At 55.8% G+C, this 17,079-nt stretch carries 4 protein-coding genes; all 4 read left to right on the top strand.

The annotated features are described in order from the left end of the window. Positions 1–143 precede the first annotated feature (143 nt). The 4 genes from Q0778_RS05045 (at position 144) to Q0778_RS05030 (ending at position 16,848) form a co-directional block, all read left to right on the top strand. A complete protein-coding gene (locus Q0778_RS05045) occupies positions 144–2,426 on the top strand; it encodes a TonB-dependent receptor (RefSeq protein ID WP_298334494.1) in 2,283 nt (760 codons plus the stop codon). A 408-nt stretch (positions 2,427–2,834) separates the two neighbouring features. Further along, positions 2,835–5,993, top strand: coding sequence for a CHAT domain-containing tetratricopeptide repeat protein (locus tag Q0778_RS05040; RefSeq protein WP_298334492.1), 3,159 nt, complete (start codon positions 2,835–2,837; stop codon positions 5,991–5,993). After that, a complete protein-coding gene (locus tag Q0778_RS05035; protein ID WP_298334490.1) occupies positions 5,990–7,795 on the top strand; it encodes a ShlB/FhaC/HecB family hemolysin secretion/activation protein in 1,806 nt (601 codons plus the stop codon). Before Q0778_RS05040 ends, Q0778_RS05035 begins: the two co-directional genes overlap by 4 nt. Before the next feature lie 17 nt (positions 7,796–7,812). Further along, positions 7,813–16,848 carry a hypothetical protein gene (locus Q0778_RS05030; protein WP_298334488.1) on the top strand — a complete coding sequence of 3,012 codons (9,036 nt, stop codon included), beginning with the start codon at positions 7,813–7,815 and terminating at the stop codon, positions 16,846–16,848. Positions 16,849–17,079: the final 231 nt, after the last annotated feature.

Raw genomic sequence — 17,079 nt, 5'->3', positions numbered from 1 at the left:
AGCGCCTCGAAATTCTACAAGCACAACTATAAGACTGGCGTTGGGATTAGCTGGCTCGTTTGAACGTCATCAGTTGACCAGTTCCGCGAGCCCAAGCTTGGGTTAGGCATTTGTTTTCAGACGAAACGGGGAGTTCAATAGCCGTGTTCAATAGGATCGTATTCTTAAGCACAGCCGCGTTCGGGGCATTCATGTTCAGTGGTCAGGCTCTTGCACAAAGTGCCGATCAAGAGGCGGCAGAAGAATCTCGGCGTGACAACACCATTATCGTGACCGCTCAACGCCGAGAGCAGGACCTGCAAGACGTTCCGGCCTCGATTGGTATTCTGTCCAGCTCCTCTCTGGAAAACGCCCTTTCCGGTGTTGAGGATGTTCTAGGCCTCAATGGTCGCGTTCCCGGCCTCGCTATTGAAAGCTCCAATGGGCGCCAATCTCCGCGTTTCTACATTCGTGGACTTGGTAACACCGACTTTGATACCGCAGCCTCTCAGCCGGTTTCTGTAGTCCTCGACGATGTCGTTCTTGAAAACGTCATACTCAAAGGCTTCCCAATTTTCGATGTAGAGCAAGTTGAGGTTTTGCGTGGCCCGCAAGGCACTCTGTTCGGCCGCAATACACCTGCCGGGATTGTCAAATTTGACACTAGGAAGCCTTCGGACGTGCTCGAAGGATCCTTCAATCTTAATTACGGTCGCTTCAACACGGTAAATGCTGAAGCAGCAATTGGTGGCCCATTGATCGAAGACGTTCTGAATTTCCGCGTGTCGGGCCTGTACCAGCGTCAAGATGATTGGGTGGACAATGCATTCACGGGAGAAGAGAACTTCTCAGGTGGATTTTTTGACGCTGCCGCGCGTTTGCAGCTCGAACTCAACCAGCCTGGTTTCAACGCACTCGCAATGGTTAGCTATGCCGATTCAAATGCCTCGGCCACCTTCTTCCGCGCCAATATTCTCAGCCCTGGCAGCAATAGCCTGAACAGCAACTTTGACCGCGATGTTGTTGCCTATGATGGCGGTGGCGGAAATCCGGCAGACCGAGATATCTTCCTTTCATCCCTGCGCCTGAGTGTGGACGTCTCTGATAACATCACTCTGACTTCGATCACCAGCTACAGCGATCTCAACCGCTCTGGGCGCGGTGATATCGACGGTGGGGCAATCGATTTTGCAGGGACATTTGGCGGTGTGGCTCCCCCGCCGTTCACTGGTGGAACCAGCGCCTTCACCGGCGGCACATTCTCCTTCCCAGGCGATATTCCATTTCCATCCGACACCGGTGGGCGCTCGGACAGTGATCAGTTCACTCAAGAAATCCGGCTCGCAAGTGATACCTCGGGCGTGTTCAACTGGCAGGTAGGCGCGTTCTATTTTGAGAACGGCCTACTTGACTCCACCTTCCTAGGCGGCGCTCCAACGCCTGCTACAACATGGCAGTCCGACCAACAGAGTTGGGCCGTGTTCGGCCAAGTTGGCTTTGATGTGAGCGATGCGCTCACTCTTAGTGGCGGCCTGCGATACACTGATGATGAAAGGACCTTTGAGGTTCTAGTGCTCCCAAACCCGACTTTCACGCTCGACAATGGCACACTGGAAACCTCTATTGACGATGGTCAGGTCAGTTGGGATGTGAGCGCAACCTATGAGACATCCGAGAACGTCAATCTCTACGGCCGTATTGCTCGCGGATTTAGGGGGCCATCGATCCAAGGACGCAGCATTGCCTTTGGAGTGCCCACTTCTCAGGCGCAGTCAGAAACCGTCATTTCTTACGAGACCGGCTTCAAACTCATTTCCTCAGATGACACGCTTCGCCTCAATGGCTCGGTCTTCTATTACGACGTGAACGACATTCAACTCACCGCGGTTGGCGGAGCAGGGAACTTCATCTCGCTCATCAATGCTGAGAATGCTGATGGTTTGGGTTTTGAGCTCGACTTCGACTGGAACCCAAGTGACTACTTCTTCCTGCGGGCTGGCGTTGCTTATGTTGATACTGAGATCAAGGATGATGATCTGGCGGTAGCTGTGTGCTTTGCATGCACCGTGACAGATAACTTGAATGCCGCTGGCCTCGCCCTGATCGACGGTAATCCTTTGCCTCAGGCGCCAGAAATCAACTTCAATGTTGAAGCGCAGCTTACGTTCCCGGTCGGATCAAACGAAATCTACTTCAATGCGGATTGGTTTGTCCAAGGGAGCACCAACATCTTCTTGTATGAGAGCCTTGAGTTCAATCATTCGGGCAATCACGAATTGGGCGTTCGCGTGGGGTACATCTTTGCCGATGGTCAGTATGAAGTGGGCGCATTTGCGCGCAACGTGACCGATGAAGAGAACCTGGTCGGCGCGATCGACTTCAACAACAACACCGGTTTTGTGAACCAGCCGCGCATTTACGGCGTAAGTTTCCGCGGCAACTTCTAAGCAGCTTCACGGCTAACTAAAGTGGGCACCGATGGCGCTTCTTGGCGCTGTCGGTGCCCTTTTTGCGTCCCAGATTGCCCCTCATACTCTGCGAGAATTCTCATTGCCCTGATCGGCGTCGATCCAAATTTGTAAAAAGTGATATGCGTCACTGCATGGGGTCTCCCGCTCGCTTACATCTGTATTGAATTGAACCAGTCGTTCTGCAGAGATTCGTGTCCGAGCCAAAAAAAGGCTACAACGCGTGTCGTAGGGAAATTCGGCGAGTCCTAAAACCTGTCGGGTTCATACTATTGAGGCGCGCTTCGGGCCTCTAAGGTGCGATAGTGCAATGTGAGTGCGTCTCCCTTTCCGGTTGAGGGCCAGCAGAGGGCTGGAGAGGGTTTAGGGCGCAAAAAGGGGGAAGATGTGGGGCGAATTTCCACAAAGATTTCGGCTGTCTGCGCGACTTTTGCTGTCTGCGTGACAGCCTATTCGATAACGGGAGGCTCGACCGGGGCATCAGCGCAGACGGGTTCGGTTTTGACTGCGGACAGTTTCCCGATTGGCGATAGCAATGGCATATTGTGCCAGGTCCAGGATCGCAGCCTTAGCAACCCTGCAAAACAATCGATCTTTGATCGCCGGTGGGCGATTGTTTGTCGCGATAGCCCGCGTCCGATCGCCGAAGTCTTTGCCTTCGAGGACTTCAACTCCGATGCCAGAGAGGCTTTGCGCGCCATGCGCCGCTTTGGTGTCAATTGTGCCGCCGGTGAGCAAAGTTCTGCAGGCCCAGTTGAGGGTTCACGTAAAGAAACCTGCACCGTCGAAGAATCGCAGCTTCAATGGAGCCAGATCACAGCAGAGTCGGATGGTCTAACCTATTATGCCGAAGGGTTTAGCGCTTATGATGACGCGACCGTTCTCGCACTCCGATCCGTTCTCCAAGATGCAGTTGCCGATGGAGCCATCGATGTAGCGTCCACTAGCGTTTCCGACCCGCTGTCTTTTGCGAGGGTTCAAGCCGATACACTCAAGCCAGAGCAGGCTCTAGCCGAAGGGTACCGTCGGAATCTGGCGGGCGAATATGCAGAAGCCGCAGCCTATTTCGAAACCTTGCAAAAACGCCTTCAGGATGATGGCGATGAAGCGATCAATTCGGGCGAGTTTTTCGTTAATCGTGCGCTTCAAAAAAGTAATCTTGGCGAGTTTGGCGTAGCGAACAAGCTGTTTGAGCAGGCGCGTCAGTTTGGCGGGGAAGACCCAATCACGGCGCGGCTCCTGCGCAACTTTGAGGCGATCCATCTGCTTAATCAAGGCTTTGGTGATGCGGCTATCGAACGGTTGACGGAGGAACTCCCAGCAGGCGCAAGAGGCGCAAGCGAATCTAACGGCGACCTCTCCATCACTGTGCCTATCTCAGAGCGGCTGAACCGTGAGCAGCAGAGCGGTTATCTGTTCGGCATTGTCGATGAGCTTAGCCTCACGACTGAAGAGCGAGCGCAAATCATCGATGCACAGGCGCTTCAAATCCGTGGCACAGCCAAGCGCATAGGCGGTGATCTCGACGGAGCGCGTGACGACCTAATCATCGCTTATGAGCAGGCGCTGTCGGTGCGCGATGGTCGAGTGACATCGATCACACGTTTCCGTGCGCAGGTTTTGGGAGACCTTGCCCTGATTGCCGAACGGCAGGGCAATTCGGCGGATGCAGAAGCTTATCTGCAGAATGGTCTCGCACTCTTGCGCGCGCAGTTTCCCGAGCGCCGCGCCGTTAGTGCTTCTGAAGCTCGACTTGCGTCCTTCCTTCTTCGCGAAGGTCGAGAAGATGAGGCCCTTGATCTCTATGGCACAGTTATCGACCGGGCCCTGGGCAAGCGCAACGCAATCATCGGTTTCGCAAACCAGTTGACCCCCTATTACCAATTGCTGGCTAACAGAGTTGCGACCGACCCAGAGGCCGCCAATGCGTTCTTCAAGGCTGCGCAGGTTCTAATTCGCCCTGGCGTCGCTGAGACGCAGGCGGTGCTCGCACGTCGGCTGAGCGCCAAGTCAGATGAGGCATCGCGGCTGTTCCGGCAGTCGACCGATCTTGGCCGGGAGATTGAACGCTCCCGTATCCGTTTCGAGGCTTTGGATGCGCAACCTCAGACCGCGGAAACAAGAGCCCGAGCCGAGATGCTTGCCGCACAGATCGCCCGGCTAGAAAACGCGCAAATCCAAACACAGGTGCAGCTCAACGATTACCCGCAATATCGGGTTGTCGCGCAGTCTTCGCTGGGCCTTCAAGAGTTTCGCGACATACTGAAACCGGGCGAAGTTTATGCCCGCGTCGCATTGGTGAGCGATGATGTTTATGTCTTCTTTACTGACCGCAATAGCGCGATGGCATACCGTGTCGAACTCTCAGCGGATGAGCTGGAACAGCAAGTGGACATTATTCGCGAGTCAATCTCGCTGTTCGATGGGGGGCAGAACATCACCTTCCCATTCGAAATCGCATCAGCTCGCGAGTTATACAAATCCTTGTTCGGCCCGATTGCTGCGAACCTTGAAGGTGCAGAGCATATCATTTTCGAGCCTGATGGTGCTCTGCTGCGTTTGCCGATTGATCTGCTGGTAACTGACGATGCGTCGGTGACGCGGTATCAAAACCAGCTCGCTGGTCCTGAAGGTGATGAATACGATTTCCGTGGGGTCAATTGGCTCGCTCGCAGCCGTACAATCAGCACGGCAGTTTCTGCAGAGGCCTTTGTCCAATCGCGCCGTGCGCAGAATTCGCAAGCTAATCGTGAGTATGTGGGCTTTGGCGAGAACGCACCGATTGGGGAGAGCTACCCTGCCAGCTTCACCAGCGATCAAACACAACTTGCGCTCGATTGCTTCTGGCCAGCCACCCAGTGGAACGATCCGATCAGCGCATCGGAATTGCGGACCGCTGCGGGGCTAATCGGTTCAGATCTCGCGCAGGTCGTGACCAAAGATGGCTTCACGGACAACAGCATCAAAACTCGTGAGGATCTGGATGAGTTTCGGGTGTTGCACTTTGCAACTCATGGGCTGGTAACCGCGCCTAATCCCAATTGTCCGGCCAGGCCGGCGCTTGTGACCTCATTTGGAGGTGAGGGTTCTGATGGTCTCTTGAGTTTTGAAGAGATCTTCGAGCTCAATCTTGATGCTGACCTGGTGATCCTTTCTGCCTGCGACACGGCTGGCGCGGCGAGCGTCGAAGCGACGCTGGCCGCGGGCATCCAGTCCGGCGGTGGTTCGGAGCTTGAAGGTCTTGTGAGGGCATTCATCGGAGCGGGTGGACGTGCGGTAATGGCGAGCCATTGGCCGGTGCCAGATGACTTCGATTCAACTGAGCGATTAATGACCGAAATGTTTAGGCGGGGGCAAAACCAGACCATTGGCGATGCTTTGGGCCAGTCACGCAAGCTGCTGATGGATGAGGCAGCAACCTCGCACCCCTTCTATTGGTCAGCATTTGCGGTGATCGGTGATGCAACCCGGCCCTTGCTCTCAGGAGTGAAACCAGACCGATCGCTTGACCTCGCGATTGCGCAAAATCCTGAGGGAGAAGAATGATGGTTTCACTTCTTTCCCGCTCCTCGCAACTTTCGCGCTTGAAGCTGGCCGGCATTGCTGGCTTGGCGATTGGCTCAGCCATGCCCGGTGCTGTCGCGGCGCAAGTTGCACCCACGCGTGAGGAAATCCAGCGGCAAGGTCTCGAAGCGCAATTGCGCGGTGAGGCCAACCCGGTTTCGGTCGAGGGCGAAATCGAACGAGCTCCATGCCCGCTTGCCTCGGACGAGTTCGCCGATCTCAGATTCACCTTCACCGCCCCTGAGTTTTCGGGGCTTGGCAGTGTCGATCCTTCGCTTCTGACACCGAGCTATGCCGAATATGTCGGTCAGGAAATCCCCGTCGCAACCATTTGCGACATTCGCGATAGAGCCGCGACCATTCTGCGTGCGCAAGGCTACCTAGCTGCCGTTCAAGTGCCGGTTCAGACCATTGGCGAGGGCAGGGTCAAATTTGACGTCCTTTTAGCTTCGATCAAAGCGGTGCAAGTGCGCGGGGATGCAGGCAATCAGTCTGGCGCTTTGCAGCCGATCCTAGATAGAATGGCTGCTGAAGAGGTCTTTAACGCCAATAAGGCGGAACGTTATCTGCTGCTGGCGCGCGATATTCCGGGGCTTGATGTACGCCTGACGCTTCAGCCGCTGACCGCAGAACAGGGCGGAGCACCCGGTGATGTGATTGGTGTGTTCGATGTCGTGAACACGCCGATCATAGTCGATGTGAATTTCCAAAATTTCGGCTCGCAAGCAATCGGTCGTTTTGGCGGCCTTGCAAGGGTACGTTTCAACGGGCTCACTGGGCTTGGCGATGAGACCATGATTAGCGGCTATTCCACGCATGATTTTGACGAACAATTCGTTGTGTCGGGTTATCATGAATTCAAAGTGGGCTCTGAAGGGCTCACGTTTGGCCTCTCAGCGACACGGGCCTGGTCAGAGCCCGACGTGCCTGGAGCCAATGTATTCGATACCGATACACTCGCGATCTCGGCCTACGCACGCTATCCTATCATTCGATCGCAGGCTCGCAATCTAAGTGTTTCACTAGGCGGCGATTACATCAATCAAAGCGTTGATTTCACCGACCTTGATTTTAGCCGCGACGAATTGCGCGTTGCCTTCGCCCGGCTCGACTTCTCTGGGACCGATAAGGGCAGCATCAATGGACGCGGCGGCTACACCGTGTTTGAGCCCAAGTTTGCCTATAAATCAGCGCTCGAACTGCGCCAGGGTGTTGATATATTTGGAGCAACGCCGTCCTGCGGTGTTAACTTTGTTGTGTGTTTGGCACCCGGATTTGTGCCGCCCAGCAGGCTCGATGCAGATGCAACCGGTTTCGTCCTTCGCGGGGACACCAGTGTCACCTACCGCCCGAACCCGATTTTCGGTTTCACGGGAAGATCGCGTTTCCAATGGTCGCCGGACCCGCTCCTCAGCTATGAACAGTATTCGGGCGGAAACTTCACCGTCGGGCGCGGATATGACCCTGGCGCGATTATTGGTGATGAAGGTTATGGATTTCAGCTCGAGGCGTTCTACGGCTCGCTGATCCCGGAAACGCCAGACGGGGTTGCCGTCCAACCCTTCGCCTTTGTCGATTACGCGGAGGTTTCGGTCAACAATGTGGCCGACGACCGCGACAGCATAACATCGGTGGGCGGCGGAGTACGCATGGCCATCGGGAGACAGGCCCTGTTCGACCTGTTCGCAGCCGTGCCTCTGGAGCGGCCTGACCTTGCTGCCAGCCGTGGCGATGTAAGGATTTTGGGGACGCTCACAATTCAATTGGAGCCCTGGTTCAATTGAACCGGTGGGGGGAAGATATGATCAACAAAAACAATCCAGCCCATCGCAGCCTGCTTCGCAAAAAGTGGCTTCGTAGCATTTCAGTAATCGCAGCCGCTTCGGCCACGGTGGCTGGGGGGTCGCCTGCCTTTGCGCAAGCTGGACCCGGTTTAGCAAGTCCGGGCGCAGGATCACCGCATGTCCGCATATCTCAGGGGCCCGCTGACATGCGTTTGCCCACGCAGGCTCCCGTACGCATCACTAACGTAACGCGACAGAATACTCCGACTTTCAACACGCGGGTTCCGCAAACGTCGCCCAATTCGTCGACACCCAAGCACAACACCGTTGCGCCTAATGTGCGGACGCAAATGTCGATCAATCCGGCGCCTGCTCGCTCCTCAACCTTGATGACCACAACGCCTGCGCCGGCCACGACAAGGACGGTTGCGAGTGTTCCATCCTCGCCTACGCCATTTGCTACAGCGAGTGGCAATGGCGTTTCGGTCAACGCGTCTGCTGAGTTTGACGACACACAAGTCCTTTTTACGCCGTCTGCCGCTGGGGACACGGTTGAGTTGCTCGGCACATCGGCAATCATCGATTGGACGACCTTCGACGCGGGAACAGGCGCGGCTGTCACCTTCCTAGGCTCTGAGCGAAATCTGACATTTACCAGTGACTCTTCAGACTACACCGTCCTTAATCGCATCACCACTCCCGGTGTCGAAAGCCCGGTACTGATCAACGGCAATGTGACATCAACCACCAATAGCGGCGCGACTTCTGGCGGTAACATCTGGTTTTCCAGTGCCGGTGGTTTGATAATCGGCTCCGATGCAGCGTTCAACATTGGCAGCTTGCTGCTAACCACCAGTCAGATTGACCCAGCCGATGTTGTTGGTGGTGCGTCCTCATTCAATTTCCTCGGAGTTTCTGATCCAAGCTCAACAATTGAGATCCGAGATGGCGCATCTATCAACGCAGCAAACAACAATTCCTATGTTGCCATGGTTGCTCCGCGGATCGTTCAGGGTGGCACGGTCAACGTCAACGGATCGGTCGCCTATGTCGCGGCTGAAGAAGCGACTTTGACCATTCAGAACAATCTGTTCGATATTACCGTTGGCGTTGGAAGCGCTGATGGAGAAGGCATCGTCCACACCGGCACGACCACAGGCCCTTCCTCAACCGGCTTGGCGGATGAGCAGGCGATCTACTTCGTCGCTGTGCCCAAGAACGATGCGCTCACTATGCTTTTGGGTGGTGATATTGGCTATGCTCAAGCTGGTTCTGCGAGCATCGTGAATGGCAACGTCATTCTTACCACGGGCAATCGGGTGGAGCGCGGAGAGCGGATCGAACGCATCGGTGGCGCAAATGTCGAGGTTTCCTTCAACACGCTTGATACCTCAATCGACGGAGGCCCGGCGGGTAGCATCGAGCTGCAAGATCTGGAGCTTACATCCGATACGCAGATATTCGCTGAAGATACGGTTGATTTGACCGCACTTTCCACACTCGATGATGGTGATTTCGATATTATCGCGGGTAGCGCGACAAATGAAGTCGATCTTGAGATTATCGGTGGCAATGCCGTCAACATATCGGTGAGTGAGGTTGCTCTCATCGACGTGAGCGGTTCGCTAGACGTCACCGCTGGTGATGGCGTTGGCAATGGCGGCGATATCACTGTCGATGTCGATTTTGCCGACGGTTTCAGTTCGCCCGACGGCGGGACTCTTACCGTTGGCAACAATCTGACGCTTGATGCCAGCGGACGCGGTCTCGATGATATTGGTACGTTCCGCAACAATGGCGGCAATGGTATCGCTGGGGATGGTGTCGGCGGTGACATCAGCGTCGTCGTCGGTACATCTGCGGGTCTTATTGTCGGCGGGTCCTTCGATATTGACACTTCCGCCAATGGTGGGCGCGGCGATGTCCGCCACGGTTCGGCTCAGGCTGGATCAGTGTCATTCGCACTTGGTGGTGGCTTTCTTGATGTGGGCGGTGCGCTTACCATTCAGGCCCAAGGCCGGGACGCGGGGACTGCTGTGGACAGGGGCAATGGGCTCGAAGGTGGGGACGCCACCGCTGGCGATGTAGCAATCATTTTTGCCGGTGGCGGAGCCGATCTTGGCGCGCTCAATATCAATGCAAATGCAACATCGACGGGCGGAACCGATAGCACCGTTGCGCAATCAAACGATGCAACCGCTGGCGCAGTCTCATTCGACATTACAGGCGGTGCACACTTTCTTGGGCGGATTGACATTGATGTCTCTGCCGATGCCGCTCGCTCCTTTGATGGCTCGTCGCCTGATAGCTTCGTCGGTGTAGTGGGACGCGGTCAGGCCATTATCAATATTGGCAATTCTGACACTCTAGTTGATGTCGGAAGCTCGATCGATATCGACGCATCGACTGACGGCCGCGTTTCTGCACCGGTAGGAGATACGGTTGCACTGAACATAACTGATACCGGTTTTGGTACGGGATCGGGGCTAACAATTGGTGATAGTCTCAACATTAATGCCACTGCAATTAATGGTGCGCCTGGCAGTCTTTCCCAAGGTGGAAATATTCGAATAACTTCGGATAATGGCCAGTTGTTTGCGGATAATTTCTTCATCGACACTGATTCAAGGGTGCGTTTTAACTCAGCGGTTGAACGCAAAGGAACAGATTTTCAGGGCGGCACCATAGATATCACTGCGACCAATGGCGGGTCGATTTTTGTGAATGGTTTCAGTACATTGAGTGCCGATGGTACCGGTACGCCAGTTGATGATGACCCAGGTAGCGGCATCGGCCAAGGCGGCTCCATAACACTACTGGCCGACGATGGTTCGATTGGATTTGGTGGATCGCTTTTCCTAAATGCCAACGGGTTCGCGACTGTTGGCGAGAATGTGAATTCACAAACTGGTGAAGGCATTGGCGGTACTGTCGATATCACGGTGCAAGGTACGACAGGCCAACTGAACTTCGATGAACTGTTCGCGGGTACAAACGGAACCTTCGCTTTTGATGGCGAAGTGCTGAACACGAACTTTGAGGGGGCCGGAAGCATCGGCGCAGGGGGGCTAACCCAGTTCAACGTTTTTGGTGGGACCTTGACGGCACAAGACATAACAGTTTCATCCAATGGTGAAGGCGGGCCCGGAGGCCGGTTTCCCAATGGAACGGTCAATCCCCTCAACGGACTGCAAAACACCGGCCGTGGTGGTGATGGAACCGGTGGTGAAGTTGTCTTCAACCTGGATGGCGGAAGCGCAACCGTTGCTAATCTTGAGATCGCATCAATCGGCGTAGGAGGCGCTGGCGCGCCAGGCAGTCTGAACGCTGGCACAAACTCGGGCGACGGCGGCGATGCAACAGGCGGATCGGCGACGTTCAACGCTGTCTCCGGTGATCTAACCGTTACTGGTACACTCACGATTGAATCGACCGGCAACCGGAATTTCCGCTCTGGCACATCTGGTGGCGATGGCGGCTTTGCCAGCGGCTCCATCGGCGGAATGGGTGGAGTTTCCACTGGCGGCACGGCCGCCTTCAACCTTGATGGCAATGCCACGGTTAACGCCGCTACAGTCCTAGTTTCTACGCAAGCATTTGGTGGGGACGGCGGCGACAGCTTTCGAGACTTCAACGGGAACCCGGATCAGGGAGGCGGAGACGGCGGCAATGCAGTTGGCGGGACAGCCCAGTTCAATGACACTGCAGGCAATCTCACTTTTGGCACACTCACGGTGAACTCTAGCGGGCAGGGCGGCGAAGGCGGTCTAAGCAGCGGAGGCATTGCGCAGGCTGCGGGCGGCGACGGCGGCGATGGTGAAGGCGGATTGGCGCTGGTCTCACTCAACCAAGACGATGTTGATCCAAAAACCTACTCGGTAATCTCGCAAGGCATTGGCGGTGTCGGCGGTAATGGAGCATTTGCTGGCGACGGTGGAACAGGGATTGGCGGCGTTGCGGAGCTTGCGGTTAACGATGTCTCTGTTGTCTTTGAAGCGCTTACAATCGATGCGACTGCGGTAGGCGGCCTGTCTGGTGATGTGACCGGCGATCAAGTCGCTGACGGCGGCGACGGCGGTGATGCGGAGGGCGGAGATGCACGGTTGCTGGTTTCAGGTTCCAATGGCGATTTCCAAGCCAACTCTACGATCGCGATCATTGCGGGGGCCACTGGTGCTGCTGGCGGACTAGGCTTCGCAAGCACTAACGACGTTGACCGCAGCGGCAATGGCGGCATGGGAGGCAATGCGATCGGTGGCTCGGCGACGATTGCTGTCGAAGACGATGCACTCATCACCATCGATAGTCTCGATTTTGCTCTCAATTCGGACAGTCAGGGTGGCGCAGGTGCCGATGGCCAAGACCAACTCCTAGGGCTTGATGCTGGCAGCGGTGGCGCTGGCGGTGCAGCGACCGGCGGCGTGGTAGGAATAACGGCAGCCAATGGCGGTGAGGTTACGATTTTGGGCGGGTCCGGCCCATTTGAGCTTTCCAGTACTGGCACCGGCGGCACGGGCGGTGCTGGCGGAGATGGCACCAGCCTCAAAACCAGGGGGCAAGGCGGAATAGGCGGCTTTGGCACCGGTGGTTCGCCCTTGCTTAGTGCGGTCGGTGGTACGATAAACATCGGCGATGTGAGTCTGCTCGCATCCGGCGTGGGCGGTGCTGGCGGACCTACCGGACAGGATATCAACCAACCTCTCGACAGCTTACCGGGCCAAGGTGGCAATGGCACCGGGGGCACCCCGACAATTGAAGCCGTTGAGGGCAGTCCGGGTGTCATCAATCTGGGCAATGTCTCCATCGTTGCAAACGGCATTAGTGGCGGAGGCTTCGGTTCCACAAGCGGTGGCGGTCAGGTAACGATCATTGACACATCGACCGATCCAGATGGCCTGATCACGATGGGTGATCTCACTATTGATGCGACCGGGGACATTGGAACCAATTCAGGTCTGATTTTGATTACCTCCGACAGCGGCCCAATTGAAGTTGACGGGATCTTCAGCGCCGATGTCTCGGGTGATATCGATATTGCGATGGATGGCGACGGGCAGCTTCTGGTTGCTGAGGGAGCGACCTTTATTGCCACGGGCGACATGAATGTCACTCACACAAACAACGCTGCGGACACTCCTTCTGTAGAGGTTGGGCAAAGCATCCGGGTTGATATCGATGGCTCGTTCACATCGGACGAAGGCTCAATCTTGAGCGCCTTGGGAGGGCAGATCTTTGATGTCGGGGGCAACATAATCGCCAACGACCTTCGTGCGGGTCCGGCGATTGCTCTCACGGCACAAGGCAGTGTAACCCTTAACGATGCGACTGCCACGGGACCTCAAGGCACAAGCAACTTCCGCGGGATTACTATTGATGCGGGCTTCATCGATTTTGGCAGCGGTCTCTTCTTCTATGAAAATCTCGCCAATGCGACGATCACCGGTACGGTCACAAGCTATGCCGATATCAACATCACTGCTGGTGGAAACGTCGTGTTTGCAAATGGCTCCAATACTGCTGCGGATAACGCGCTGATCGTCAATAGCGGCGATGATATCATCGTCGAAGCAGGAGCTTTGCTCTCCAGCGCAAACAATCCGACCGACCCGGTTGCCCCAGCCAATCCTTTTGCATTCGGGCCCAATGTTGTGCTTAACGCAGGCGGCGAGGAAAACCTCCTCTCTGTGCCCTCGACCCCAATTTCATCGCTCGTGATTGATGGGACGATCAACGCTAATGAAGCGGCGATTGTCCTTGAAGGCAACGCGATTGAAGGGCTGGACAGCACGCTTATCGCGGGCTCGATCAGAGCCGATGTGCGCGACGCGCCCGATCAAGGCATCGCATTGGGCGATGATGACGGACTCCTCACCACTCCCTGCCTCGAAGGGGTCATCTGCCTTGGCAATATGGATGCAGAACGGTCGATCGAGATCGGTATCAATAGCAACAACGATGCTATCCAACTCTTCATCGAACAGGCAGTAGTTTCAGCAACCGACATCTTCATCTCGACGCGCAATGATATCGTGATGGGCACTGATGGTATCGACACTGAGATCAACGCGACAGGGACTTTCTCAGCAGAGAGCATCACCGGCAATGTGGACCTCCGCGATGCCTTGATTGGTGCGGATCAGATACAGATCCTGGCTGCGGGCAGTGTTTTAGGCAGCGGCATTCTTACGAGCGGCAATGATATCGGGATCACCGTCGGGGATTCCATTTCGGTCGGCGGAATTGACACTTCGGGTGACTTGACCACGGTCGAGAACATTGGGGCTGGCGCGGGCTCATATGAAGTTCCCGGAAGCTTCACCGCCGGATTCTTCAGACAGGGCGCTAGCAGCATTGACCTGTTTGCTGGAGACAGCATCAGTATTGGCGATGCATTCTCGCCCTCCGATGTCATCCTGTCGGCGAATGGTGACGTATCCCTCGATTTCTCCAGCGTTGGCGGCATTATCAGCCTTGACGGTGCCAACATCTTCTATGGCTTCCTTGATGGAAGTGACGTTTCGGTCAGCGGTTTTGGCGCGGTCAACGGGGGCAATATCATCGGCGGCACTGTCAGCGTTGATGGCGATTTGGTTGACATTCGCGATATCGATTCATCGGGTGAGGCATTTATCAGCGGCGGATCGGTCGCTGTTGGTTTCGTTGTAGCCGACGACATCATCATCAGCAGTGATTCTGACATCTTCTTTGATGGCCTCGATTCCACCAATGCGATCGACCTTGATGCAAGCAGCGGTTCCATTGCTTCCAACGGTGGTCCAGGAGACATCAACAGCGACGGCAATGTGACCCTTGAGGCGCTCGATATCGCGATCGGAGATGTGAATTCTGGCGGTTCTATCACGGCCACGGCAAGCGATGGTGATGCCACCTTTGGCATCGTCAACGCTGTCGACTTTATTACAATCGACGCGGCAGGTGCCCCCACTTTGCTTGGCGCAATCAGCGGCGGGGATACCTCTATCACCGGTAGCATGGTCGCAATCGACGCGATCGATGCAGGCGGTGATGTGGATGTCACTGCAACCATTGGTGCGGTGACCTTACTGGACACAATGGCCGGCGGCGATATCACTATCACTGCACCGGGTAACATCGACGTCGACCATGCAGAGGCGGACGGCAGTTTCTTCGCGACGGGCGATGGAAGTATAACAACCGGCCTCAACTCAATCATCACTGACGGTGACATTGTCATTGATGTCGCGGACGCAGCGGACCTGGGCAATTCGAGTGCAGGGGGCCTGGTTGATGTGTCGGCCCTCTCGATTGACTTCGTTTCGCTGGTGGCAGGGTCCACGGTTGATCTGCTTTCCGAGACTTTCATCACAGGAACCACACTCACCGCCGATGGAGCTGTCGACATGGTCGCGGGCTCCGCAGGCGGAACTGGCGGGGGCGCGGGTGGGCCCATTACCATTGGGCTGCCCGGAGAGATTGATCTGGGGACACTGACAGCCCCGGAAGCCAGTCTTCTCGCCAATGGAGGCCCTGTTACTGTTGCCGATGCCGTGATCGATGGCCTGTTGACGGCCGAGGGCACTGCGATCGATATCGCTTCGAGTACAAGCCTGACAGTCAATGCAAACGCGAATGACGGAGATGTGCTTGTCTCCACGCAAGGCACTCTTGAGGCAGTGGTCGCAATTGCAACTGGGGACGTTACTCTTGAAAGCAGCAATGGCGATCTTCTCGTCAATGATGCGCAAGGGACCAATGTAAATCTGTTTGCTGCAAGCCGCGTTGAGATCGAGGGCTCGGCTGATGCGGTCGAAGCTCTTGCAATTGATGCAGGTGGCGTGTTCGATGCGATCAATGGTTCTGCGAGGGGTGAGACGATCAACGTCCTTTCCGGTGATGTTGCGCTCGGCGATGACAGCATCATCGGCGATGCCACCCAAACCAGCTCGATTGTGTTTGAAACCTTTGGCGACATGGTTATTGGCGGGGTTAGCAATGACAATAACCCCTACCAGATCGACAATTTCGAATTGTCGCGGATCCGGTCTGCTGGCGATCTCAGCTTTACAGCTTTCTCCAACGGAAGCGCTCTGGACGCGTTGATCACACTGGATCAAATTGATGTGACCGCCGGGGACAGTTCGAGCAGCTTTGGGCAGAACTTTGGGCAGTCCGGCGAGCTGAGCTTTACCGCAGACGGCGATATCGAAGTGATTGGCAATGTGAACGTTTCTGGTGCGCTTGTTACTACCGCAGTCACTCTCGACGCATTCAATCTTGTCAGGATCGACACCGCGAATGGTGGGGTCTTTGTGCTTGATCCTAATGGCGGTTTGTCCGGCGATCTCGCGATTTTTGCAACGGATTTCGTCGCGGCGACCGACCAGGCCTTGATCGATATCGATGGGCTTAGCGTCGCTGACATCGACACGCGACTTGAGGATAGCGACGGCGTGAATCGGCCTGATGGTGTTATCCGCGCTGACTCCCTCCTGATTGAAACCACCGCAAGTGATGTGTTCATTCAGAACACGGCTCCTGGGACCGATTTCGATGATCGGCGAGGGTTTGAAGTCAATTCTCTCACGATCACAACTGGCGGATCGACAGACCAGCCGATTGTGATCAACGGTATTGTCGCCGGGGCGACTGGCGTGGATGCAATTCCGCTGACTGACATTGGCAGCACGCCTGCTGATGCCTCCACAATCAATGGCTGCATAATTGCGGACCCAGCTTCGTGTGGTTTGGTAGTGGCACCACCACCACCACCGCCGCCTCCCCCTTCACCTCCACCTCCACCTCCACCTCCGCCTCCACCTCCGCCACCGCCACCGCAGGAGCCGAGCGGAGACGGCGGCGAAGTGGAAACACGCGATTTGATCGATGAAGGCCTCGCTCCGGATGACGTGCGTCCCGAGGGACCACTTGACGGCGGGTTGATCAATCTCACGCCGCAAGCCGATTTCGAAGATGATCCTCTCATCGACGATCCGGTTACGGGGGCGGGTAATGAAGACTTCTGGGTCGCCGAAGACCAGTCCTGCGAGGAGGGCGAAGACTGCGGTGCATAGCGACTGCAGCCTTCACTCCAAGAAAAGGACGGCCTGACCCGGATCAGCCCATAGGGACAAAGCACCGGCACCACCGCGCATCTGTTCGTGAGACACTTGAGACACTATCTAAGCGATTAAAACCGTTCGATCAGTCGAGCATGTTTTGATCGAAAAAGACGATTATAGAGGCTTGAGCGCGAAACGGTCATGGGCTCTTCTAACGCTGGCAGGGAAAGTAGGAAAACTGGA

Source organism: uncultured Erythrobacter sp., from assembly GCF_947502395.1.
In the GTDB taxonomy this organism is placed as follows: domain Bacteria; phylum Pseudomonadota; class Alphaproteobacteria; order Sphingomonadales; family Sphingomonadaceae; genus Erythrobacter.
The sequence above is the reverse complement of the archived record's forward strand: the minus strand, read 5'-3'. Positions and strand labels throughout refer to the sequence as shown.

Excerpts from the sequence above, each read along its gene's own strand:
- Q0778_RS05035 (WP_298334490.1), top strand. The coding sequence starts at position 5,990 with ATGATGGTTTCACTTCTTTCCCGCTCCTCGCAACTTTCGCGCTTGAAG.
- Q0778_RS05030 (WP_298334488.1), top strand. The coding sequence starts at position 7,813 with ATGATCAACAAAAACAATCCAGCCCATCGCAGCCTGCTTCGCAAAAAG.